Consider the following 22,277-nt stretch of genomic DNA (forward strand, 5'->3'; position numbering starts at 1 on the left):
AAAATTAAGCGGACGCTCTGATAATCAATTCAGATTGCAGATCTTTTTCATCGTACTGATACCGTGTGCCGTTAATGAGCGAAAGCAGACGCTCAATCGAAATTCGCCCCAGTTGTTCCACAGGCTGGCTGACGGTGGTGAGAGGGACGTTAATCATTTCCGCGACCGGTAAATTATCGAAACCCATTACCGCAAGATCGGTCGGAACCTTAATACCCCTGGCGGTCAGATTGGCAATTAAACCGCACGCCACCTCGTCACTGCCGGCAAAGATGGCATCGGGACGTTTATCGATATCCATCTGCATAATGTTATCGGCAAGACGCTGCCCGTCTTTATAGGTATGCATCTGGCGGAAAATCAGCGCGGGATCAATAGCCAGCTTGCCCGCCTGCATGGCTTCACTAAAGCCGTTATTTCTTCTGCTGCCGTGACCTTTTTGTTGAAACGCGCCGCCGGTGGAGTAGGCGATTTTTTTATAACCTTTGTTAATCAGGTACATCACGGCGTTATAGGTCGCCTGGCGGTCGTCAACTTTTACTACCGGCAGGCTGATATTATCAACGCTGGTATTACACAGCAGAATCGGACCATATTGCTGATATTTTTCCAGCACATTTTTATCGTTTTCGACGGCGCATAAAATAAGGCCATCGATAATTTTCTTCTTCAGCAGATCGAGGCAATTCTTTTCTTCACCCGCGCTGTCGTGGTTTTGCACGATCAGTACCGAATAGCCATTTTTACGCGCGGTGACCTCCAGCGCGTCGACCAGGCTTGCGAAAAACGGGTTGGTGATCCGCGAGATAAGCACGCCGATACGGTATGTTTTTACCCCGCGCATCTGCTGGGCAACGGTGCTTGGCTCGTAATCCAGCGCCTTCATTGCCGCCAGAATCTTCTCTTTTTTATCATCGGAGATATAAGGATGATTATTCAGGAAGCGTGAGACCGTCGTCACCGAGAGTCCCGCTTTTTCTGCTACGTCTTTTATCGTTGCCATATCAGTCTATGAAATCGTTATCATAGTGTTGTAAGCTATTTTCAGCAGGTGATTAAGTCAACAACCTTTTTTTAAAACATGATCGGCTTCACAACAAAATGCGAGCGGCCGCTTGTCGCGATAGCCGCTCATCTTCGCCGCGTTTTCCGCAAACGCACTCGCCCCCTGACAAGATCAACATTTGGGCGGAAAATTTGCTAAGAAATGTTAATGAGGCGCATAAATACGTATTTCGCCTCTCGACGTCAGGCGCTGCGCTGCCTATTATTCTGGGGTTTGTTTATTTTGGGAAGTTTCTGAGGGGAGAGACGATGCGAGCTGCGTTTTTAGTAGGGTGTGCCGCGTTATTATTGTCGGCCTGTAGTAGCGAACCGGTTCAACAGGCGACGGCGGCACACGTGTCACCGGGAATGCGTGCCGCGATGAGCAGCTCAGGGCAGGCGAACTGCGCGATGATTGGCGGCTCATTGTCCGTGGCACGACAGCTTGACGGTTCGACAATCGGCATGTGCGCGTTACCTAACGGCAAGCGCTGCAGCGAGCAGGCGTTAGCGGGTGGAAGCTGCGGCAACTACTAGCTGACCAGGTCGGCGAGGGTATAGACCAGGGTCTGATCGGCGGTGGCCAGCGTCAGCTGATGTTCCGTCAGGTCGACCTGTGCGCCATCGCGCAACATTTTGCTCAGCGTACTGTCCAGCGTATTCTGCCGGGAATCGGCGCACAGCTGACCAGTCATCACCAGCGTTTTGACCTTCAGCTCGCCGTCGCTGATTTTACCTTTCCCGCTAAAGCCGTTGCACATGTTGCCTGAAACATACATATCTTCGCCAAAACTCAGCGCCAGCGGTTTGGTTCCCGCCTTTAGCGCCTGGCCATTGACGCTGGTCAGGACGAAACGATGGTGCTGAAGTTGCTCCGCGCCGGTGGAGACCTTGCTGTTGTAGACGCAGCCAGATAACAGCATTCCTGCCGCCAGCAGTGCAGCAAACTTGTTCATTTTTCCTCCAGAAACATTGATCATATCTATCGAATGAGCACAGTTTAACTTTACTGCGGGCAATTTCTGTCGGGGTTATCTGAATGTGCCCCCCGTGGAAGGAGGGCACAAAAGGGGAAGGATTTTCAGACCAGCGCGTTCGGGCAGGTTTCGCCAGCATCGACCTGGCGCAGGTTATCAAGGGTGGTTTGTGAAATGCTGATCAGCGCTTCGGCGGTGAGGAAAGCCTGATGCCCGGTGAACAACACGTTATGACAGGCAGAGAGGCGACGGAAAACGTCATCCTGAATCACGTCATTGGACTTGTCTTCGAAGAACAGATCGCGCTCGTTCTCATACACGTCCATGCCCAGTGCCCCGATTTTCTGGTGTTTCAGCGCATCGATAGCCGCCTGAGAATCAATCAGCGCCCCACGACTGGTGTTGATCACCATCACGCCGTTTTTCATTTGCTCAAACGCCGCATGATTCAGCAGATGGTAGTTCTCTTCCGTCAGCGGGCAGTGCAGGGAGATAACATCGGACTGCGCATACAGCGTCGGCAAATCGACATACTCGACGCCAAGATCCAGCGCTGCGGCGCTTGGGTAGGGATCGAACGCCAGCAGGCGCATGCCAAACCCTTTCAGAATACGCAGCGTGGCAACGCCGATTTTGCCGGTCCCGATCACCCCGGCGGTTTTACCGTGCATGGTAAAGCCGGTTAAGCCTTCCAGCGAGAAGTTAGCATCGCGGGTACGCTGGTAGGCGCGGTGGATGCGGCGGTTCAACGACATCATCATACCGACGGCATGTTCAGCGACCGCTTCCGGCGAATAGGCGGGAACGCGGACAACGCGCAGACCCAGCTCTTTGGCCGCATCCAGATCGACGTTGTTAAACCCGGCGCAGCGCAGGGCGATGTATTTCACGCCATAGGCTTTCAGCTCTTCCAGTACCGGACGGCTTCCGTCATCGTTGACAAATATGCACACGGCTTCACAACCGTTGGCCGTTTTCGCGGTTTTCCCGGTTAACAGGAAGTCGAAAAATTCGAGTTCAAAGCCATATGTATTATTAACATGCTGAAGGTACTTTTTATCGTACTGCTTTGTACTATACACAGCGATTTTCATAAGACTTTTCTCCAGTGATTATACCGTCACGGTAGCATATTTAAAATATTCGTACAAATATTAAAAATTAGTTTAACCTGGTGGATATAACCTTAATTCTAGAGCATATCGCTGAATTGAGGTATCTCTTTAAAACACAATGAATTTTACCAAAAACTGAAGCTGAAGGCGCCGGGAGCCAGCAGGAGCAGTGGCCAGAGGAATCCCGAGCTGACATTGGCCAACTGAAAATGCCAGAACGGAGTGCCGCTGACGCCGCTGGCCAGGGGGAGTGTGGCGCGCAGCGGTGAGAGAAAACGCCCGAAAAACACCGCCCATGCGCCGTGGCGATGAAGAAAAGCCAGACTACGGGCCAGCCGTTCGCCGCGCAACCAGCGAAGCTGTAGCAGCCGATACTGATGGTGTCGTCCCAGCCACCAGGAGATCCAGAATCCGCCGATTGCCCCCAGACTGGCGCTGAGCCACATAAACAGGAAGTGATTCAGGCTGGCGGAGGCGAGCGGGCCGAGCAGCAATAGTCCGGAAGTGCCCGGCACCAGCAGGGAAATCAGCGCACAGGATTTGCTGAAGGTCAGCAGGAAGACCAGCAGCAGCAGGAAGGAATAGTGGCGTTGGGCATAGTCAATAAGCGAAACAAAAAACTCCACGAGGTCCACCCACTTGTTTGAACGATTCCAGCGAGTGTGACAGGCGCTGGCTAAATGGTGGTTAAATAAGCGAATGGCAAAAATTCACCATAACGATGATGTCTCAGCAACTATTCTTAGGCTGGATAGAAACTTTAACTCGCTGGTCGAACGTGCCACAATACGCGCTACTTTCGGCTTTTACTTTTGTTGAATCAGGATATTAACTGCCCATGAGGGGTAAATATAAAGCCGCCATCGCGCTATTGTTAGCATTGATTCTGCTACCGTTGGCCTTGTTGTCGACGCTTACCCATTGGGTTCCTACCCTGGCAGGGATCTGGCTGCCTGAGGGAACCCGTATTGCGCTGCATGACAGTCCGCGCCTGACGCGTTCTGCGCTGCGCATTCCCGATTTACGCTATCTGGTCGGCGACTGCGAGCTGGCCCGGATAACCAACGCCCGGCTCTCCCATCCCAGCCGCTGGCGGTTGCAGGTTGACGAACTTGATATCAACAGCGCCTGCCTGAGCAAGCTGCCTGAAAGCGAACCGGCATCCGGCGCGCCGCGCACGCTGGCGGAATGGCAGTCCATGCTTCCCTATAGCTGGTTGACAATTGAGAACCTGCGTCTCTCGCCGTGGGAAAAGTGGCAGGGACGGCTGGCGATGTCATTGACTCCGCAGCAGCAGGATATCGGCTACAGCGGTAAAGAGCTGACGCTGCAGGCGCGCCTGCGTGGACAGGCGCTGACGGTGAGCGACTTTTCCGCGCAGCTGATCGAAGGACAGGCGCCGGTGAAGCTGGTGGGCGAGTTTCATATGCCGCTGGTGCCGGACGGTTTGCCGGTGGATGGTCATCTGATCGCCACGCTCGAATTTCCGCAGACGGCAGGGCTGGTTGATGCGGAGCTGGAGTGGCAGAAAAACCGTGGACAGTTGCTGGTTACGCCGCGCGGCGATGTGCAGCCGATGCTCGATTTGCCCTGGGAAATCACCCCGGATCGTATTGCCATCAGCGATGGCCGCTGGAGCACCGAGTATGCCGGGTATCCGCTGAGCGGCCGGGTGGCCTTGTCGGTTGGCAACTGGCAACAGGGCACCGAGCAGATGCGGGTCAGCGGTCGTCTCAACGTTCTCACCCACGGCGACGCCGGGAAGGGCAACGCCGTGCTGACGCTAGGTCCTGGCAAACTGAGCATGGACAACAGCGACATGCCGTTGCAGTTAACCGGGGAGGTCAAGCTCGGCGATCTGATTGTCTATGCCGGGCTGCCGGCGAAGCTGAGCGGGCCGCTGAGCGCGCCGATACTGGCGTTCCATCCCGGCGCGCTGCTGCGCTCCCGCGGCCGGGTCATTGACACGCTCAATATTGATGAAGTCCGCCTGCCGCTGGCCGGGGTGAAGGTCACTCAGCAGGGCATCGACGGCCGTCTGCAGGCCATTTTGCGCGCTCACGAACAGCAAATGGGCGACTTCACGCTGCACCTTGACGGCCAGGCCGACAACTTTATGCCCGACAGCGGCCGCTGGCAGTGGCGCTACTGGGGCGAGGGCCGCTTTACGCCGATGCAGGCGAAGTGGGACGTCAAAGGGGCCGGGGCGTGGATAGACAATTCGATAGTGCTGAACAGCCTGTCGACGGGCTTCGATAAACTGCAGTACGGCACGATGCTGGTCAGCACGCCGCGGTTAACCTTAGACGAACCGGTTCACTGGCTGCGCGGCGAGCAGCACCCGAAACTGACCGGCACGCTGTCGCTGGATGCGGGTAAAACCAGCTTTAGCAGCGGCAGCGAACTGCCTCCCTCGACCTTAAAGTTCAAGATAGATGGACGGGATCCCACCTGGTTCCAGTTCAACGGGGCGCTCCACGCCAATAAGATAGGTCCCGTGCGGGTCACCGGGCGTTGGGACGGCGAACGTCTGCGGGGCCAGGCCTGGTGGCCGAAACAGTCGTTAACCGTGTTTCAGCCGCTGGTGCCGCCAGACTGGAAAATGAACCTGCGCGAAGGCATGTTGTATGCGCAGGTGGCCTTCTCCGCGGCGGCAGACCAGGGATTTGAAGCCGGTGGCCACGGCGTCTTAAAAGGCGGTAGCGCCTGGATGCCTGATAATCAGATTAATGGCGTAGATTTTGTTCTGCCTTTCCGCTTTAGTCAGGGGACCTGGCAACTGGGGACCCGGCGTCCGGTATCGCTGCGTATCGGTGAAGTCGTCAACCAGGTGACGGCGAAAAACCTCTCGGCGGATCTGCAGGGCTCCTGGCCCTGGAGCGAGAGCGAACCGCTGCAACTGAGTAACGTCAGCGTGGATATTCTCGGGGGTAAGGTGACCATGCAGCAGCTGCGGATGCCGCAGCATGACCCGGCGCTACTGCGTTTGCAGCACATCTCCAGCAGCGAACTGGTGAGCGCGATAAATATCAAGCAGTTTGCCATGTCCGGCGCCTTTAACGGCGCGCTGCCGCTGTGGCTGAACAATGACAAATGGATCATTAAAGACGGCTGGCTGGGTAACCCGGGGCCGATGACCTTACGTCTTGATAAGGATATGGCGGATGCGATGGTTAACGACAATATTTCCGCCGGGGCGGCGATTAACTGGCTGCGCTATATGGAGATCTCCCGCTCATGGACGCGCATCGATCTCGATAATCTGGGCATGCTGACGCTGAAGGCGACCATCAGCGGAACCAGCCGCGTCGGGGAGCAGAGTAATACGGTGCATTTAAACTATTCTCATCAAGAGAATATTTTTGACCTGTGGCGCAGTTTACGTTTTGGCGACAATTTACAGGCATGGTTTGAGCAAAATGCCGTGCTCCCCGTGCGCAGCTGTACGGACAGTAAAAAGTGTAAGGAACAACAATGATGAAATTGCTAACGCCGGTGCTGATGACCATGCTGCTGGCGGGCTGTACGCCGCGCATTGAAATCGCGGCGTCAAAAGAGCCGATCACCATCAATATGAATGTCAAAATCGAGCATGAGATTCATATCAAAGTGGATAAGGATGTCGAACAGTTACTGAAGTCGCGTAGCGATCTATTCTGAGGTGGCGATGAGAAAACGACTGTTAACGGCGGCGTTGGCGCTGGGCCTTCTCAGTTCATCGGCGCTGGCGCTGACGCTGGGCGAGGCGCGGCAACAAGGGCGGGTCGGTGAAACGCTGAATGGCTACCTGGCGCCGCTGCGTCAGGACAAGGAAACGCGGGATCTGGTCAAACAGATCAATGCGGCCAGAAGTGAAAGCTATCAGCAGCTGGCGGATGATAATAACCTGCCGGTTGATGAAGTGGCGAAAATGGCCGGGCAAAAACTGGTCTCCCGGGCGCAACCCGGCGAGTATGTTCAGGGACTGAACGGCAAATGGCTGCGGAAATAGCGCGCCCGCCGCTTTTGCCTGGTAGAAGCGGCCGCTGATGAGATGCCCTTTCATCAGCGGCGGCGAGGCCGGATGGCCATAATGGAAGGCTAGCGGTGTTGTTGTAGAATCGTCAGAAAGTCCTGCTTACTGGAGATCAATGACAGCGCATTGGCAATGATTTCATCACTGAAAATAGAGGCGATGTCCTTCAGAACATCAATATGTTCCTTCTCTCTGGCAATCACGCCAATAGCGATAAACATGACGTTGCTTCTGTCCCAGATGACCCCGTCCGGGAACTGAAATATCTCTATTCCGGTTTTGAGAATGATATGGGTCGCAGATTTCGGCAGGTGCGGAAGGGTAATGCCATTGCCTAAAAAGGTGGAAACCTGACGCTCCCTTTCATCAAGAAAAGCGACGCAGTCTGCGCTGACGTAGCCTTTCTGTTTAAATTCCGCGCCGAGCAGGGCGAGGACTTCAGCCTTATTTTTTGCCTTGTAGCCAAGGTGAAGGTTTTCTTGCGTAATATTAGCGATCATTGTGAGCGACCTCCGCGCCGTTATTCACCCGCGTATCATATTTAGTAGACGATAACTCTGCTTCTAATTGTTCCAGCGATTTGTTTGAGGTTTCCGGGAGCGCCGTGACCACAAAGATAATTGCCATATAGTTAATGGCCGCAAAAATCAGGAATACCGGGCCAAGGCCGAGTTTGGCCTGGAGCAGCGGAAACAGGTAGCTGACAATGGCATTCATGATCCACATGAAAAACACTGAAATACCCATCGACAGGCCGCGGAATTTCAGCGGGAACAGTTCGGCCAACACCACCCAGGTAATAAAGCCCATCGTCCCTTGCATGACCCCGACAAACATCGCGCCAAGCAGCCAGATGGCCGTCGCTTTGACATCGCCAACCAGCGTGTAATCAACACCGGCAATAATCAGGTGCAGCGTCGCCATAATCGCAAAGCCGTAAATAATGATGGTTTTGCGTTTAAAGCGGTCAACAAGGAAAAAGACCCCAACCAGCATTCCGCCCACGGAGAAGACGCCGTTGAGCACATTGCATATTAAAGAGGTTCTTTCTGAGAACCCGGCGATACTGAGGATCTCGGTGCCATAGTACATAATGACATTGACCCCGGTGGTCTGTTGCAACGCGGCCCAAATGATGCCCACCAGCAGTAATTTAAAAATCCACGGCGTACTGAGAATGGTGACAAATGCGCTTTGTGTACTGAATTTACGATCGGCTTCAACTTTGATAAGGGTGGATATATCGGCGAATTCTTGCGCTGCGCGTTCCGGCGAGCGAATCTGTTTTAAGACTTCCAGCGCTTCCTGATGACGGTTTTTGCTGACCAGCCAGCGCGGACTTTCCGGAGAACGCAACATTCCGACAAATAAACAGATGGCCGGGATGGCCTGGACCATTAACATATATCGCCAGACGTCGGGGAGATGTCCCCAGAGGATGCCAATCACGGCGTTGATGGCAAATGCGGCAAGCTGCCCGATAACAATGGCGACCTCATTCAGCCCCGTGAGTTTACCGCGCATTTCAGTGGGCGCGACTTCAGAAATAAAGGTCGGCGCCGTAACGGAAGCGCCGCCCACGGCATACCCGAGCAGAAAACGGGATATCAGTAATACGGTAATATCCGGCGCGAGGGCCGACATTAATGCCCCGACAAGGAAAATAAATGACAGGCAAAGCAGATATTTTCGTCTGCCAAAATAGTCGGCGAGGGTACCGCCAAAAACGCTGCCAATAGCCGCGCCCACCAGTAATACGCTCATCACCAGACCTTCGGTGGTCGGCGTCAGGCTCATATATTGTTTCAGTGAAGAAAATGCACCATTAATAACCCCGGTGTCATAGCCGAAAAGCAGGCCGCCAAATGTTGCCACGAGCGTTATTTGGTGAAGCCGCTTTCTTTGCTGTACGTTCAGTTTCATGATAGCTGACATTTTCATACCTTTTATTTTCATTAACAGCACCGGTTATGCCGTTTCTCTTCGCCACGGTGACCGCTTTACGGTGGGAAACGAGACGGGTGGTGCGATTATTCGTCTTCATCGCCATAGGCTGAGGAGCAACGGGCGATGAGGCGTGTTTTTGATTGACGGTGTGTTATCAGTGTCTCTGGGTGGTGTGTGGCATCAGTGATGCAGGCTGTCGATATTCACACGGTTAGCCGACAGCACTTTTGCATCGAGCGGGCTGGGCGAATCCGACACCGGGTTTGCGCCTCGCGCAAGAAGCGAGAGAAGCCAACCTGCGGTACGGGGTAGCGTGCCGCCCCGTTGTTTTTCATCGCCAGCTCGTTGCTGTGGCGCAACCGCCGCGGCCGCAACGTGGTCACTGGCATGACCGCGTATCCTGGCGTCCGGGGTGATAAATCTTCTTTCTGTTTCCTTCATGGTCTCCTCCGTGCTTGCGGGTTTGCGTACCGCCGAGAGTGGACAGATTGCGTTTATCGAAGGCTACTATGACAGTTGATAATGAAATAAAATCACAAATAGATCACAAACTGGAAATTTCATTTCATTTTAATTGATTCGGAAGGCGCCGGATTTTGATTTTTGAGATAAAAGGATATGATTGTATATGATTGATTTACAATGATAATTGTTGATGGCGTTTGCGGATTTTTCAAAAATAAGCTATTGAATTAAAAGTTAAATTTTTGATACGAGTCACGCTTTTAAACCCATCCGCTTGTTAATGAAATTAAAATTCCATTTTATATTTTTTATACACTTTTGTTTTTTTAGGGCAAGAGCCCGGCCAGGCGGGAACAGAGGGGAATACGTGGGATGAGGCCTCGGGAACGCCAGAGGCGGGGCCAGCAGCGGATAAAGCGGCTTGAGCTAATTGAGCGACGATCACCGCGAGGGGCAGGCTATGGCGGGTTTCCGGTCCATTGCCGTATAAATGTCAGCGGCAGCGCTTGCGATATTCCCCAGGCGACACGCCAAAACGCTGTTTGAAGGCGGTAGAGAAGTGGCTGTGGTCGCTGAATCCCCAGCTATAGCCAATTCCTGCCAGCTTTTCGTCATCGCGGGCATTGTGCAGCGCCTGCGCGCAGAGATCGAGACGCCGGTTCTTAATATACTGTGCGACCACCAGACCCTTATCGGCAAACAGCCGGTACAGGCTGCGAACCGACATCCCGGTCTCGCTGGCCAGCCATTCCGGACGCAGATGTTCCGCCTGTATCGACTCATCAATTAAATCCATGATCTTCTGAAACTGCTTCTCCCTGCGCGACGGTTGGGCATCGTGATGATGCAGCATCGGTCGCAGCAGACAGACGATGGCCTCCAGCGCCGCGGCACTCTCACTTTCCGACAGCCCCGGGCTGCACATACTCTCCTGCAACAGCCGTTGGCTGAGCTGGACCATCGGCAGCGATTTTTCCAGCCGCGTGGCGATGCTTATCTCACTGCCGCGCAGCTGTTGTTCAAGCAACTGACGAGGGAGCAGCAGGGAGGCCTGGCGCGAGGTCTGCTGCCAGAAAAGAGAGCAGGGGCGCGATGCATCAATCAGGGTGATGTCGCCGGCGTCAAGGACCACCTGGCGATCGTCCTGCTCGATGGCCGCCTGGCCGGAGAGCTGAAAGACGGTATAAAACCAGTCGTCATTGCTGCGTTTAATTTCGTTGCGGGTGCGGAACAGATTGACGCTGCTGGCGGTGACGGTGCTGACTTTGAGAGTGCCCGCATAGCTGGCGTCAATCTCCCCGTGAAAGCGACCTTCCAGCGGACGAGCGGCAAAATGGCCGCAGACCTGATTGATTTTTGCCAACCAGCGCTGGTAGTCCTGTCCGTACTCCGCCGTCGCCATAATCTGTCTCATGTAAACATAATGTTTTTGTATTGTTGCATTTTAACGGCTGCAGGCAAGAGCGAGGCGCCGGGTATATGAAAGAACTATTACCTGAGGCACATTTCTGCCGCCGCAATATGTTGAATTGCGGCGGCTGTCACAGCGGCACAAACGAATGTCACAGAGAAAAAAGCGCGATCGTCAGCCGCGTCGTAGACTGAATTCACGATCCGTGATCAATAGGGAAGCGATATGTCCACAGCACAGGTAGCGCTGCTTGCCAGCGTTCAACAGTTTTTAGACAGACAGCATGGTTTATATATCGACGGTCACCAGCAGGCGTCGCAGAGCGAACAGCGCCTGACCGTCTGGAACCCGGCAACCGGGCAGGCCATCGCCAGCACGGCGGATGCTAACGCGGCCGATGTCGATCGCGCGGTGATGTCGGCCTGGCGCGCCTTTGTCGCCCGCAGCTGGGCGGGGCGCACGCCGGCTGAGCGTGAGCGCATCCTGCTGCGTTTTGCCGATCTGGTCGAACAGCATGGCGAAGAGCTGGCGCAGCTGGAAACCCTGGAGCAGGGGAAATCCATCCAGATTTCTCGCGCATTTGAAGTGGGTTGTACGCTGAACTGGATGCGTTATACCGCCGGGCTGACGACCAAAATCAGCGGGCGCACGCTCGATGTGTCCATTCCGTTCCCGCCAGGCGCGCGCTATCAGGCATGGACCCGAAAAGAGCCGGTGGGCGTTGTCGCCGGTATCGTGCCGTGGAACTTCCCGCTGATGATCGGCATGTGGAAAGTGATGCCGGCGCTGGCGGCAGGATGCTCTATTGTCATTAAGCCGTCGGAGACCACGCCGCTGACGCTACTGCGCGTTGCCGAACTGGCCAGCGAGGCGGGGATCCCGGACGGGGTATTTAACGTTGTGACCGGCAGCGGTGCAGGATGCGGCTCGGCGCTAACCTCCCATACGCAGGTGGCGAAAGTCAGCTTCACCGGCTCCACTGCGACCGGTAAGCATATCGCCAGAGTGGCCGCCGACCGTCTGACCCGCGTGACGCTGGAGCTGGGAGGGAAAAACCCGGCAATTGTGCTGAAAGATGCCAACCCGGAGTGGGTCATCGAAGGGCTGATGACCGGCAGCTTCCTCAATCAGGGCCAGGTCTGCGCCGCCAGCTCGCGTATCTATATTGAAGCCCCGCTGTTCGATAAGCTGGTGAGTGGTTTTGAACAGGCGGTGAAATCGCTACAGGTGGGACCGGGAATGCTGGAAACGACCCAGATTAACCCGGTGGTCTCGAAAGGGCACTGCGAGAAAGTGGCGGCTTATCTCGATGAGGCGCGTAAGCAAAATGCGGAGCTGATTTCCGGCCAGGTCGGTCCGAATCCGCAGGGCTATTACATTGCGCCAACGCTGGTCATTAACCCGGACGCCGGGCTGCGCCTGAACCGGGAAGAGGTCTTTGGGCCGGTGGTCAATCTGGTGCGCGTCGCCGATGGCGAAGAGGCGCTGCGCCTTGCTAACGACAGCGATTTCGGTCTGACCGCCAGCGTCTGGACCGGCGATTTGACGCAGGCGCTGAGCTACACCGAACGCCTGCAGGCCGGGACGGTGTGGGTCAACAGCCATACGCTTATCGATGCCAACCTGCCGTTTGGCGGTATGAAGCAGTCCGGAACCGGGCGCGACTTTGGTCCCGACTGGCTCGACGACTGGTGCGAAACGAAATCGGTCTGCGTGCGTTATTAATTCCCGCCCCAGCGCCTGACGCCCGGCAATGAACCGCGGTGTCGGGCGCTCTCCACTTCTCTTTGTGCTCTGTTTTGTACAGCGTGCCCGTCGTTATCCGCGAACAGGGGTTGCTGAATCAGCACATTTATCGCTACTGTTAATGCCTTCCCGCCATGGTGGCGGAGCTTATCATCAGGAGGCGGATATGATGTCGAAGGAGCCTGCCGTTGCCATTCTTGGCCCCGGCGCGATTGGCACCACGATAGCCGCAGCGCTACATGAGGTGGGGCGCACGCCGGTGGTGTGCGGACGAACATCTCATGCGCAGCTGTTGCTCAAATTCGATGGCGGAGAGATTACGGTCCCCGGTCCGGTACTGACCGACCCCGCGGCCATTGTGCGGCCGTTTTCGCTGGTTTTCGTTGCGGTCAAAGCGACCCAGAACCCCGATATTGCCCCGTGGCTGACCGCGTTGTGCGATGAAAAAACGGTGGTGTGCGTGTTGCAAAACGGCGTCGAACAGCAGGCGCAGTTTGCCGATCACGTCGCGGGAGCGACGGTGTTGCCCGCGGTGGTGTGGTTTCCGGCGCAGCGCGAACCCGATGCCTCCGTCTGGCTGCGAGCGACGCCCCGGCTGACCTTGCCGGATCTGCCGCAGGCCCGGCTGGTACAGCAAACGCTGCAAGGTACCCGCTGCGCGGTGGAGCTGGCCGATGACTTCACCACCGTCGCCTGGCGTAAGCTGTTGCAAAATGCGGTGGCTGGCCTGATGGTGCTGACGGGCCGCCGGGCCGGTATGTTCGCCCGTGACGATATCACCGACATCGCGCTGGCCTATTTACGCGAATGCCTGCTCGTCGCGCGCGCGGAAGGCGCCAGGCTGAGCGACAGCGTGCCGCAGGAAATTGTCGAAGGATTCCATCGTGCGCCGCCCGATCTCAGTACCTCGATTCTGATTGACCGCGAAAGCGGGCGGCCGCTGGAATGGGCGATTCGTAACGGCGTGGTACAGCGCCGCGGGCGCCTGCACGGCATTGTGACGCCGCTGAGCGATCTTATCGTACCGCTGCTGGCGGCTGCCAGCGACGGGCCAGGCTGACGGGGGAACGCGGCGGCGAGGATCTGGCGAGCGTTGGCTATTATCTCGTTTTTACTCTTCTGAATGCCGACTATGCTGCAACACGCACTTTGTTATCACCACTATGGGCCGCCATCATCGGCGCTGACGCTGCGCATCTTTCCTTTACCGCTGCTGGCGGCGGGGAAGGTGCGGGTTAAAATGCGCTACGCCGCGGTTAATCCTTCCGACCTTATCCCGGTGACCGGCGCCTATCGCCACCGCACCCGGCTCCCGGCGACGGCGGGCTATGAAGGGGTTGGCGTGGTGGTTGACGCGCCGCCAGGCGTCAGCGTGGCGCCCGGTCAGCGGGTGCTGCCTCTACGGGGCGCGGGCACCTGGCAGAGCTACCTGGATATCGACGCACGCTGGCTGGTACCGGTCCCTGATGAGATTGACGATCGGCTGGCCGCCCGCGCTTATATTAACCCTCTGACCGCGCTGCTGATTCTCCGGCGGTGGCCGGTAGCGGGGCAAAACATTGTACTGACCGCGGCGGGCTCCTCGTGTGCCAGCCTGCTGGCGCAGTGGGCGCTGCTAAAAGGAGCGCGTTCGGTGAGCGGGGCGATCCGTTCGCAGCGGCATTTTCACCGCCTGGCGCAGCAGGGTGTTTATCCTGTGCTGGAGAGCGACCGGTTGATGCTGGAACAGGTGAGTCATCACGCCGATCGGGTGTTTGATGCCGTCGGCGGCGGCCTGGCGAATGCGATATTGTCGGTGCTGCCGGAGCGGGCTGAGCTGGTGTCCTACGGGTTGTTGTCCGGGCAGGCGCTGAGTCAAACCCGGGCGACGCCCAGGGTGTATAAATTTCATCTGCGTGAGGCGCTGGCCGCGCTTTCAACCGCCGCGTGGCAGGCGGCATTTCGCGAAATCTGGCCACTGTTGCAGGCAACGCAGCTGCCGCCAGCGCAAGTGCTCCCCCTGAGTCGCTGGCGTGAGGCGATAAGCGCCCGTGCTCCGGGAGACGGTCACGGTAAAATCCTGCTCGATTTTACCGCTGAGGATTAGACCGCCGCAGGCAAGCGTGAACCGTTGACGGCATCCGTGCCGTCATCAGCGCGACAAACCTACTTTTTCTTTTCGCCCAGCGTCGGGGTTTCATCAAAGAAGTTCCACGGTTTCAACAGCGCATGCGCCCATTCGGTCGGCATAATCGGCCACTCTTCCGCCCGCGCCACGTGGGTGGTGCCGGTGGTTATCCAGACCACGTCATCATGGTTGGTCAGCGACTCGTTATCCTTCGCATAGGCGCCAAGGCCGGTATCATGGGTCGAGCGGTTGGGGTATTTCCCTTCCGGGTAACGCTCTGACGGATGATAGCGGGTGACCCACAGCTGTTTATCCATAAAGCTCAGACGGTGGTAAATCCACTCATCCGGCGCGAATTTAGCCCCGGTTGCCACCGGGTGGGTGCCGCCCGCGTACGGGATAATCTGATACGACACCGGGTTACCCATCCGGTTCTCTTTGGTGGTGTTGCTCAGCAGGCGAATGGTGCCCGGATCGAACTTCTGCGCCGCTTGTTGTTCACTGTCGATGGTGTACTGGTTAATCTGCATGGTGCTGGTGCGCGGGCCGCCGGCGGTATTGGGCTTCACTTGCGGGTCCATGGCCACCAGCGTGTTGTTCTCGCCATCAACGTCAAGGTCGAGGCGGAAGTTGTAGATATGCTGGTGGGTAGTACCGACGATGTTATGGTCGATCAGCGTCCCGTAACGGGTATCTTCTTTGGCGCTCGGATCGTGCATGGTCTTCGCCATGACGCCTTTGACCGCTTCGATTCCGGTGGCACCGGCGTCGATGCCGATGGTGCCGTTCTCGTGGAACACCCAGTCAAAGATATAGTCGTAGTTGCCGACGGTACTGATCCAGCGCACCACCAGCTCGCGGCGCTCGGTGCTGACGTTCGGTTGGCCCATCTCCTGATGTTTGTATTCCGGACCGGCATAGCGCTCGAAGATCGCGATAGCATGCGGGATGGTGGTCGGTGCCCCGGTATAATCAGCAATGGTTTCATCCAGCAGGACCGAGTTCGCCGGCGCATCTTTGCCGCGAACGATCGGCGAGGTCAGGGTGCCCATGCCGTAGTCGCCGGAGTCGAGATAGGCTTTGAAGTACCAGCCCACGTCAGGGTCACCGTAAGGCACGATCATCCCGCCCAGCGAGCCTTCATACATCACCTGACGTTTCTGCCCGTTGTCGTTGTAGGTCACGGTGGAGAGAATCGGCCCGACGCGGGAGTTCAGCCGCAGGTGGAAATCCCAGTTCTGCCAGTGAATCATGTCGCCGGTAATGGTGTAGTTTTTGCCTTCCGGTTCGGTGATATCCAGCGGTTTAACCGCGGCAGCCACGCGGTCGCGGCCATCATAAGGACGCGATTCCATCGGCACCGGGATTACCGGACCCTCTTCAATTTTGATGATTTTCTTCTGCTCAAGATCCACCACGGCGACCAGGTTTTCGATCGGGTGCGCCCAGTAGTTACCGTCGCCGGTATCCAGATAGCTCACCACTTTCAGCAGGCGGGAATCCTGCTTCAGGCCATCTTTACCGTCAAAGTAACCGACGGTCAGCGGGGTGGTAATGACTTTTTTGCTGTCGGTGATGCCGTGTTTTTTGAGCACCGCGGCAAATTCGTCACTGGCGTTAATGATGTTCTGCACGCTGGCGAAATCATCCAGCAGGACCATGCCGTGAGCGTCTTTAATCGGTTGCCAGGAGAGGATTTTCTTATTCTGTAAATCCACCACGCTTTCGATGACCTGTTTGCCATCGAGCATCACCACGTCAGCGGTGCGCGGTGCCTCAACGGCGGTTCCTTTAAGCGTGAAGGCCCACACCGCCGCTTTATCCGGCTCGTGCAGCGAGATTTCGGTAAAACGGGTGTTGGGGCGGAATTGCGGCGAGGCTTTGACAATCGTTACCGCTTCGCTGATTTCCGCCGCAGATAACGAGTTGAGCGGATGCGGGCGTTTCTCGACCTGGAAGGTTTGATCAAGACCGGACTGGAAGACATCGTTGATAAAGGTATCCGAGACCCACGCCTTGCCGTCTTTCATCACCACCGGAACCGGTAAATCCAGCGACTTGCCGTTGACGATGGCCGTTTTTGCGCCGGGCTTCACTTTGACGTAGGCACCGTCCTTCATCAGGGTAAACATCTGGGCATAATCATCCCACTGCACGTCGGCGCCAAACGCCTGCAGCGTTTTATCCATCGGGACCATATGCGCTTCGTCGCCGTGCGCGAACCCCGGTGATTGCCAGGCACAAAACAGCGCAACGGCCAGGGCTAAAGCCGTTTTACGCGGGGAACGCATTGAGTTATTTGCCATTGTGACCTCATCTTATATTTATATTCCCGTCATGCTTTGGGTTGCATCTACGGTGACCACGCGTCCCTGCTGACTGCCTGCAACGCCAATGATTCCGGCGCGTTGTGTTGTCGCTTGCCGCTGCGAAATGTCGGCTTTACTCGCTTTAACCTACCAGCGGTTGGCCGGTTGGCGTTTGTTTGCTCTTGCCAGGTTGTTTGTCAGATTTGCCAGTTATGCCTGGAATACCGCCGGGCGGGGCGCAAAAAATGCCTCCGCAGAGGCATCGTGAACAGTCCTGCACGTCGAAGCGGCGGGGCAGGCAGCGTTTAATCGGCAAAGTCGCCGCGCTGGCGGGCCACCAGCGTCAGGATGGAATAGAGCGCCACCGGCTGCTGGTGCTGATTGAATATCTCTACCGCCCACTCCACCACCCCGGTCGCTTTCTCCTCGGCGCTACGCTGGCGCTTCACCGTTTTACGCTTGCAGGTCAGGCGAACCTGAATGGTATCGCCCGGTTTCACCGGCTCGATAAAGCGCAGGTTTTCCATGCCATAGTTAGCGATAACCGGCCCGACGCCGGCATCGACAAACAGCCCGGCCGCCGCGGAGATCAGGAAATAACCGTGGACCACGCGCTCGCCGAAAATGGAGTCTGCGGCGGCAATTTTGTCCATGTGCGCATAGAAGTGATCGCCGCTGAGACAGGCAAAATTGACGATATCCGCTTCGCTCAGCGTGCGGCGCGGGGTCAGCAGGCTATCGCCGGGCTGGATCTCTTCAAAATATTTACGGAACGGATGAATACGATCCTCGCTGACTTCGGCACCGCGAACCCACTGTTGACCGATGGCGGCCAGCATCGTCGGGCTGCCCTGAACCGCGGTACGCTGCATATAGTGTTTCACCGCGCGCAAACCGCCGAGTTCTTCGCCGCCGCCAGCGCGACCCGGCCCGCCGTGAACCAGCTGCGGCAGCGGTGAACCGTGGCCGGTGGACTCGACGGAAGAGGTCTGGTTGAGGACCTGAATACGACCATGCGCACGGGCGGCGCCGAGAATAAACTCCCGCGCCAGCTCGCCGCTGGCGGTTACCAGCGTGGCGACCAGGCTGCCTTCGCCGGCGCGCGCCAGCGACAGGGCGTGCTCGCGATGTTGATACGGCATCAGGGTGGCAACCGGGCCGAAGGCTTCGATGGCATGCACCGCCGGGGTTTCATCCGGCTGCGGGCAGAACAGCAGCGTCGGCGGGAAGAAGGCGCCGGCGGCGTTAAGATCGGCCTGACCGCCGAGCAGAACCTCGCACCCGGCCTGAATCAGCGCGTTGACGTTGTCCTGTACATCCTGGCGCTGCTCCTGGCTGACCAGTGCGCCCATTTTTACCCCTTCCTGCGCCGGGTCACCGACGGTCACTTTTTGCAGACGGGCAATCAGCGCTTCGCTGACCGCATCAACCTGGGCCTGCGGAACGAGGATGCGGCGAATCGCGGTACATTTCTGCCCGGCTTTGGTGGTCATCTCGCGCACCACTTCGCGGATAAACAGGGCAAATTCCGGCTGTTCGGGGGTGATGTCCTCTGCGAGCACGCAGCAGTTCAGCGAATCGGCCTCCATGGTGAAGGGGATCGATTTCGCGACCAGGTTCGGGTGTACGCGCAGCTGCTGGCCGGTATGGGCGGAGCCGGTAAAGGTCACCACATCCTGGCTATCCAGGTGATCGAGCAGATCGCCCGCGCCGCCGCAAATCAGGCTGATGGCCCCGTCCGGTACCAGCCCGCTGTCGATGATCGATTTGACCATGGCCTGGGTCAACTGGGCGGTGGCGGTGGCTGGCTTGATGATGGCCGGCATCCCGGCAAGCCAGGTTGGCGCCAGCTTTTCCAGCATGCCCCAGCAGGGGAAATTAAAGGCGTTGATATGCACCGCGACGCCGGATTTTGAGGTCAGAACATGACGAGCGGCAAAACCTCCCTGTTTCGACAGCGGGATCAGTTCATCTTCCGGCCACAGCGTATCGTCCGGCAGCTCGCGACTGCCGAGGCTGGCGTAGGTAAACAGCGTGCCGATCCCACCTTCAATATCGACCCAGCTATCGCCGCGGGTCGCCCCGGTTTGCGCTGAAATGGCATAAAACGCCTCTTTTTCTGCCAGCAGGTGTTTCGCCACCGCTTTCAGCATCGCGCTACGTTCGATAAAGGTCATGGCCTGTAACGCCTTAGCGCCGTGGTCGATGGCAAAACGGCGCGCCTGCGCCATATCCAGCCCTTCGCTGGTGACGTCCCATAATGCCTCACCGCTGATGGCGTGGCGAAGCGTGCGGGCGCGGCCCCGACCGCTCTGCCAGGCGCCGGATAAATAGCTGGCTAACTGCTGCATGGCGAATCTCCAATGTGTTACGTGAAATATCGATAAATAGTTATTTTATGAATCATGAAATGCAAGCGACTATTTAATAATTTATTAACATTGTGATCGCGGGCGCGTCGTGTCTTGCCGCATTTAGCCTGTTTTCAGGCGCTGATAAGGCGATTTTTTGTCGTTACCATCACAAAAAACACAAACAAAATTTGTGGATTTATTTAACCTTGGCGTAACTTTTATAAAACAAAGTGATTCACAAATGCATGCTTAGTGAGTTTATCGGAATCATAAAGGTGATGACGTGACAGAAGAACAACGCTTTGAGCAGCGGATCGCGCAGGATACGGCCATCGAACCGCAGGACTGGATGCCGGATGCCTACCGCCAGACGCTGATCCGTCAGATTGGCCAGCACGCGCACTCGGAAATCGTCGGCATGCTGCCGGAAGGCAACTGGATTACCCGCGCGCCGACGCTGCGCCGCAAGGCGATTCTGTTGGCGAAGGTGCAGGATGAGGCCGGACATGGCCTGTATCTGTATAGCGCCGCGGAGACGCTCGGCTGCGCCCGGGAAGACTTGTATCAGAAGTTGCTCGACGGGCAGATGAAATACTCCTCGATCTTTAACTACCCGACGCTGAGCTGGGCGGATATCGGCGTGATCGGCTGGCTGGTCGACGGCGCCGCCATCGTCAACCAGGTGGCGCTGTGCCGGACCTCCTACGGCCCCTACGCCCGGGCAATGGTCAAAATCTGCAAAGAGGAGAGCTTTCACCAGCGCCAGGGGTTTGAAGCCTGCATGGCGCTGGCCGAGGGCAACGAAGCGCAGCGTCAGATGTTACAGGATGCGATTAACCGCTTCTGGTGGCCGGCCCTGATGATGTTTGGCCCGAGCGACGATAACTCGCCGAACAGCGCGCGCAGCATGGCGTGGAAAATCAAACTGCACTCCAACGACGAACTGCGTCAGCGCTTTGTCGATAACACCGTACCGCAGGTGGCGATCCTCGGCATGACCGTGCCGGACGCCGATTTGCAGCTGGATGAGGCCAGCGGCCATTACCGCTTCGGCGAGATCGACTGGCAGGAATTTAACGAGGTGATCGCCGGGCGCGGCATTTGTAACCACGAACGCCTGGCCGCCAGGCGTAAAGCCTGGGAAGAGGGGGCATGGGTGCGGGAAGCCGCGCTGGCGCATGCGCAAAAACAACACACCCGCGACGTGGCATAAGGAGAAGCAGGATGAGCAACGTTTACTGGCCGTTATATGAAGTCTTTGTCCGCAGCAAACAGGGGTTATCCCATCGTCACGTCGGCAGCCTGCACGCCGCCGATGATCAGATGGCGCTGGAAAATGCCCGCGACGTCTACACCCGTCGCAGCGAAGGCTGCTCGCTGTGGGTGGTGAAAGCCAGCCAGATAGTCGCCTCCCAGCCGGAAGAACGCGGCGAGTTTTTTGACCCGGCGGAGAGCAAAGTCTATCGCCATCCGACTTTCTACCGCGTGCCGGACGGCATGGAACATATGTGAGGCAACGATGACCAACCTGAATCCCGTTGCAACCTATGCGCTGCGTCTCGGCGATAACGGCCTGGTGCTGGCCCAGCGCTTAGGCGCGTGGTGCGGCCATGCCCCGGAGCTGGAAATCGATCTCGCGCTGGCCAATATCGGCCTCGATCTGCTGGGCCAGGCGCGCAACTTCCTCAGCTATGCGGCAGAGCTTATCGGGAGCGGCGATGAAGATACCCTGGCCTATGGTCGGGATGAACGTCAGTACGGCAATTTACTGCTGGTGGAGCAGCCAAACGGCAACTTCGCCGATACCATCGCCCGCCAGTTCTTTATCGATGCCTGGCACGTGGCGCTGTTTACCCGGCTGGTTAATAGCCGCGATGCGCAAATTGCCGCCATCGCCGCCAAGGGGCTTAAAGAAGTGCGCTATCACCTGCGCTTCAGCCGCGGCTGGCTGGAACGCCTGGGCAACGGCACCGAGGTGTCGGCGCAGAAAATGCAGCAGGCGGTCGATGGCCTGTGGCGTTTTACCGGCGAACTGTTCCTCGCCGACGCGCTGGAAATCACCCTTGCCGAACAGGGTATTGCCGTTGACCCGCGCGACCTGCAGGCGGAGTGGCGGAGTACGGTTCACACCGCGCTGCTCGACGCTGGCTTGCAGATCCCGCAACAGGCGGCGTTTCGCCACGGCGGCAAACAGGGGCTGCACAGCGAACATCTCGGGCCGTTGCTGGCGGAAATGCAGTATCTGCAACGCGCTTACCCCGGTCAGCAGTGGTAACAGGAGGTGGCTATGCAACGTCTTGCCGCTATCGCGCCCGCAGAAGTCCACGCTATCTGGGCGCTGTTAAGCGAGATCCCCGACCCGGAAGTGCCGGTGCTGACCATTACCGACCTCGGCATGGTGCGCAGCGTGGCGCCGCACGACGAAGGCTGGGTGATTGGCTTCACGCCGACCTACTCGGGCTGCCCGGCAACCGAGCATTTGCTGGGCGAGATCCGCGCGACGATGGCCCGCCACGGCTATACGCCGGTGCATGTTGTCCTGCAGCTTGACCCGCCGTGGACCACCGACTGGATCAACCAGGATGCCCGCGAGCGTCTGCGCCAGTACGGCATCAGCCCGCCGCAGGGGCACGCCTGCCACGCCGGTCTGCCGCAGGAGGTGGTTTGCCCGCGCTGCGGCAGCGTACACACCACGCCGATCAGTGAATTCGGTTCGACGGCCTGTAAAGCGCTTTACCGCTGCGACAGCTGCCGTGAACCCTTTGATTACTTTAAATGTATTTGAGG

The 22,277-nt window shown here is 57.3% G+C and carries 21 protein-coding genes; 11 read left to right on the forward strand and 10 right to left on the reverse strand.

Features of this window, described 5'->3' with window-relative positions:
* Positions 1-4: 4 nt before the first annotated feature.
* Complete coding sequence (locus tag FNY10_RS06810; protein WP_141964699.1) at positions 5-1,003, reverse strand: LacI family DNA-binding transcriptional regulator; 999 nt, start codon at positions 1,001-1,003, stop codon at positions 5-7.
* A gap of 311 nt (positions 1,004-1,314) precedes the next feature.
* On the opposite strand from FNY10_RS06810, the gene FNY10_RS06815 reads away from it, so the two are divergent.
* On the forward strand, positions 1,315-1,581 hold the full coding sequence (locus FNY10_RS06815) for a DUF333 domain-containing protein (protein WP_100685215.1): 267 nt from the start codon (positions 1,315-1,317) through the stop codon (positions 1,579-1,581).
* Here FNY10_RS06815 and hslJ read toward each other — a convergent pair.
* The 3 genes from hslJ to FNY10_RS06830 form a co-directional block, all read right to left on the reverse strand.
* The gene (gene hslJ, locus FNY10_RS06820; protein WP_141964698.1) at positions 1,578-2,000 is read right to left on the reverse strand and encodes a heat shock protein HslJ; all 423 of its coding nucleotides are present in this window, start codon (positions 1,998-2,000) and stop codon (positions 1,578-1,580) included. The genes FNY10_RS06815 and hslJ overlap by 4 nt on opposite strands.
* A 125-nt stretch (positions 2,001-2,125) precedes the next feature.
* Positions 2,126-3,115, reverse strand: coding sequence for a 2-hydroxyacid dehydrogenase (locus FNY10_RS06825; RefSeq protein WP_100685184.1), 990 nt, complete (start codon positions 3,113-3,115; stop codon positions 2,126-2,128).
* 146 nt (positions 3,116-3,261) lie between these two features.
* Positions 3,262-3,762 carry a DedA family protein gene (locus tag FNY10_RS06830; protein ID WP_160703492.1) on the reverse strand — a complete coding sequence of 167 codons (501 nt, stop codon included), beginning with the start codon at positions 3,760-3,762 and terminating at the stop codon, positions 3,262-3,264.
* 212 nt (positions 3,763-3,974) lie between these two features.
* Here FNY10_RS06830 and FNY10_RS06835 point away from each other — a divergent pair, with 212 nt between their 5' ends.
* Genes FNY10_RS06835 through FNY10_RS06845 form a run of 3 tightly spaced genes read left to right on the forward strand, consistent with a single transcriptional unit; the run spans position 3,975 to position 7,127 of the window.
* Positions 3,975-6,614: a YdbH family protein gene (locus tag FNY10_RS06835; protein WP_160703490.1), complete on the forward strand. Its 2,640-nt coding sequence runs from the start codon at positions 3,975-3,977 to the stop codon at positions 6,612-6,614.
* Positions 6,611-6,796, forward strand: coding sequence for a YnbE family lipoprotein (locus tag FNY10_RS06840; protein ID WP_100685181.1), 186 nt, complete (start codon positions 6,611-6,613; stop codon positions 6,794-6,796). The genes FNY10_RS06835 and FNY10_RS06840 overlap by 4 nt, the downstream gene beginning before the upstream one ends.
* 7 nt (positions 6,797-6,803) lie before the next feature.
* Positions 6,804-7,127 carry a YdbL family protein gene (locus FNY10_RS06845; RefSeq protein ID WP_131049784.1) on the forward strand — a complete coding sequence of 108 codons (324 nt, stop codon included), beginning with the start codon at positions 6,804-6,806 and terminating at the stop codon, positions 7,125-7,127.
* Between the two features lie 89 nt (positions 7,128-7,216).
* Here the strand turns inward: FNY10_RS06845 and FNY10_RS06850 are convergent, their stop codons facing one another.
* From FNY10_RS06850 to feaR, 4 genes are all read right to left on the reverse strand, one after another.
* Positions 7,217-7,651 carry a PTS sugar transporter subunit IIA gene (locus FNY10_RS06850; RefSeq protein WP_160703488.1) on the reverse strand — a complete coding sequence of 145 codons (435 nt, stop codon included), beginning with the start codon at positions 7,649-7,651 and terminating at the stop codon, positions 7,217-7,219.
* Complete coding sequence (locus FNY10_RS06855; RefSeq protein ID WP_160703486.1) at positions 7,641-9,086, reverse strand: sugar porter family MFS transporter; 1,446 nt, start codon at positions 9,084-9,086, stop codon at positions 7,641-7,643. Before FNY10_RS06855 ends, FNY10_RS06850 begins: the two co-directional genes overlap by 11 nt.
* 192 nt (positions 9,087-9,278) lie before the next feature.
* On the reverse strand, positions 9,279-9,539 hold the full coding sequence (locus FNY10_RS06860) for a hypothetical protein (protein ID WP_141964695.1): 261 nt from the start codon (positions 9,537-9,539) through the stop codon (positions 9,279-9,281).
* 517 nt (positions 9,540-10,056) lie between these two features.
* Positions 10,057-10,968 (reverse strand): transcriptional regulator FeaR, encoded by a 912-nt coding sequence (gene feaR / locus FNY10_RS06865; RefSeq protein ID WP_160704025.1) that lies wholly within the window; start codon positions 10,966-10,968, stop codon positions 10,057-10,059.
* Between the two features lie 231 nt (positions 10,969-11,199).
* Between feaR and FNY10_RS06870 the strand changes: the two genes are divergently transcribed.
* The 3 genes from FNY10_RS06870 (at position 11,200) to FNY10_RS06880 (ending at position 14,806) form a co-directional block, all read left to right on the forward strand.
* Positions 11,200-12,699, forward strand: a complete 1,500-nt coding sequence (locus FNY10_RS06870) for an aldehyde dehydrogenase family protein (protein WP_160703484.1) — start codon at positions 11,200-11,202, stop codon at positions 12,697-12,699.
* Positions 12,700-12,889: 190 nt separating this feature from the next.
* Positions 12,890-13,780 carry an oxidoreductase gene (locus tag FNY10_RS06875; protein WP_160704023.1) on the forward strand — a complete coding sequence of 297 codons (891 nt, stop codon included), beginning with the start codon at positions 12,890-12,892 and terminating at the stop codon, positions 13,778-13,780.
* A gap of 72 nt (positions 13,781-13,852) precedes the next feature.
* Positions 13,853-14,806: a zinc-dependent alcohol dehydrogenase family protein gene (locus tag FNY10_RS06880; protein ID WP_160703482.1), complete on the forward strand. Its 954-nt coding sequence runs from the start codon at positions 13,853-13,855 to the stop codon at positions 14,804-14,806.
* A 59-nt stretch (positions 14,807-14,865) separates the two neighbouring features.
* Here FNY10_RS06880 and tynA read toward each other — a convergent pair whose 3' ends face one another.
* Both tynA and paaZ read right to left on the reverse strand, forming a co-directional pair.
* On the reverse strand, positions 14,866-17,133 hold the full coding sequence (gene tynA, locus FNY10_RS06885) for a primary-amine oxidase (protein WP_160703480.1): 2,268 nt from the start codon (positions 17,131-17,133) through the stop codon (positions 14,866-14,868).
* Positions 17,134-17,441: 308 nt separating this feature from the next.
* Complete coding sequence (paaZ, locus tag FNY10_RS06890) at positions 17,442-19,487, reverse strand: phenylacetic acid degradation bifunctional protein PaaZ (RefSeq protein WP_160703478.1); 2,046 nt, start codon at positions 19,485-19,487, stop codon at positions 17,442-17,444.
* A gap of 286 nt (positions 19,488-19,773) precedes the next feature.
* Here paaZ and paaA point away from each other — a divergent pair, with 286 nt between their 5' ends.
* The 4 genes from paaA to paaD are packed head-to-tail and all read left to right on the forward strand — an operon-like array spanning position 19,774 to position 22,275.
* Positions 19,774-20,703, forward strand: coding sequence for a 1,2-phenylacetyl-CoA epoxidase subunit PaaA (gene paaA / locus FNY10_RS06895; protein WP_131049793.1), 930 nt, complete (start codon positions 19,774-19,776; stop codon positions 20,701-20,703).
* Between the two features lie 11 nt (positions 20,704-20,714).
* Complete coding sequence (paaB, locus tag FNY10_RS06900; protein ID WP_131049794.1) at positions 20,715-21,002, forward strand: 1,2-phenylacetyl-CoA epoxidase subunit PaaB; 288 nt, start codon at positions 20,715-20,717, stop codon at positions 21,000-21,002.
* A 7-nt stretch (positions 21,003-21,009) separates the two neighbouring features.
* Positions 21,010-21,765, forward strand: coding sequence for a 1,2-phenylacetyl-CoA epoxidase subunit PaaC (gene paaC, locus FNY10_RS06905; RefSeq protein ID WP_160703476.1), 756 nt, complete (start codon positions 21,010-21,012; stop codon positions 21,763-21,765).
* A 12-nt stretch (positions 21,766-21,777) separates the two neighbouring features.
* On the forward strand, positions 21,778-22,275 hold the full coding sequence (paaD, locus tag FNY10_RS06910; protein ID WP_131049796.1) for a 1,2-phenylacetyl-CoA epoxidase subunit PaaD: 498 nt from the start codon (positions 21,778-21,780) through the stop codon (positions 22,273-22,275).
* The last annotated feature ends 2 nt before the right edge of the window (positions 22,276-22,277 follow it).

Origin of the sequence: Klebsiella sp. Lac1, assembly GCF_009825425.1 — a bacterium.
GTDB lineage: Bacteria > Pseudomonadota > Gammaproteobacteria > Enterobacterales > Enterobacteriaceae > Klebsiella > Klebsiella electrica.

Excerpts from the sequence above, each read along its gene's own strand:
- FNY10_RS06810 (WP_141964699.1), bottom strand. The coding sequence starts at position 1,003 with ATGGCAACGATAAAAGACGTAGCAGAAAAAGCGGGACTCTCGGTGACG.
- FNY10_RS06815 (WP_100685215.1), top strand. The coding sequence starts at position 1,315 with ATGCGAGCTGCGTTTTTAGTAGGGTGTGCCGCGTTATTATTGTCGGCC.
- hslJ (WP_141964698.1), bottom strand. The coding sequence starts at position 2,000 with ATGAACAAGTTTGCTGCACTGCTGGCGGCAGGAATGCTGTTATCTGGC.
- FNY10_RS06825 (WP_100685184.1), bottom strand. The coding sequence starts at position 3,115 with ATGAAAATCGCTGTGTATAGTACAAAGCAGTACGATAAAAAGTACCTT.
- FNY10_RS06835 (WP_160703490.1), top strand. The coding sequence starts at position 3,975 with ATGAGGGGTAAATATAAAGCCGCCATCGCGCTATTGTTAGCATTGATT.
- FNY10_RS06840 (WP_100685181.1), top strand. The coding sequence starts at position 6,611 with ATGATGAAATTGCTAACGCCGGTGCTGATGACCATGCTGCTGGCGGGC.
- FNY10_RS06845 (WP_131049784.1), top strand. The coding sequence starts at position 6,804 with ATGAGAAAACGACTGTTAACGGCGGCGTTGGCGCTGGGCCTTCTCAGT.
- FNY10_RS06850 (WP_160703488.1), bottom strand. The coding sequence starts at position 7,651 with ATGATCGCTAATATTACGCAAGAAAACCTTCACCTTGGCTACAAGGCA.
- FNY10_RS06855 (WP_160703486.1), bottom strand. The coding sequence starts at position 9,086 with ATGTCAGCTATCATGAAACTGAACGTACAGCAAAGAAAGCGGCTTCAC.
- FNY10_RS06860 (WP_141964695.1), bottom strand. The coding sequence starts at position 9,539 with ATGAAGGAAACAGAAAGAAGATTTATCACCCCGGACGCCAGGATACGC.
- FNY10_RS06870 (WP_160703484.1), top strand. The coding sequence starts at position 11,200 with ATGTCCACAGCACAGGTAGCGCTGCTTGCCAGCGTTCAACAGTTTTTA.
- FNY10_RS06875 (WP_160704023.1), top strand. The coding sequence starts at position 12,890 with ATGTCGAAGGAGCCTGCCGTTGCCATTCTTGGCCCCGGCGCGATTGGC.
- FNY10_RS06880 (WP_160703482.1), top strand. The coding sequence starts at position 13,853 with ATGCTGCAACACGCACTTTGTTATCACCACTATGGGCCGCCATCATCG.
- tynA (WP_160703480.1), bottom strand. The coding sequence starts at position 17,133 with ATGGCAAATAACTCAATGCGTTCCCCGCGTAAAACGGCTTTAGCCCTG.
- paaZ (WP_160703478.1), bottom strand. The coding sequence starts at position 19,487 with ATGCAGCAGTTAGCCAGCTATTTATCCGGCGCCTGGCAGAGCGGTCGG.
- paaB (WP_131049794.1), top strand. The coding sequence starts at position 20,715 with ATGAGCAACGTTTACTGGCCGTTATATGAAGTCTTTGTCCGCAGCAAA.
- paaC (WP_160703476.1), top strand. The coding sequence starts at position 21,010 with ATGACCAACCTGAATCCCGTTGCAACCTATGCGCTGCGTCTCGGCGAT.
- paaD (WP_131049796.1), top strand. The coding sequence starts at position 21,778 with ATGCAACGTCTTGCCGCTATCGCGCCCGCAGAAGTCCACGCTATCTGG.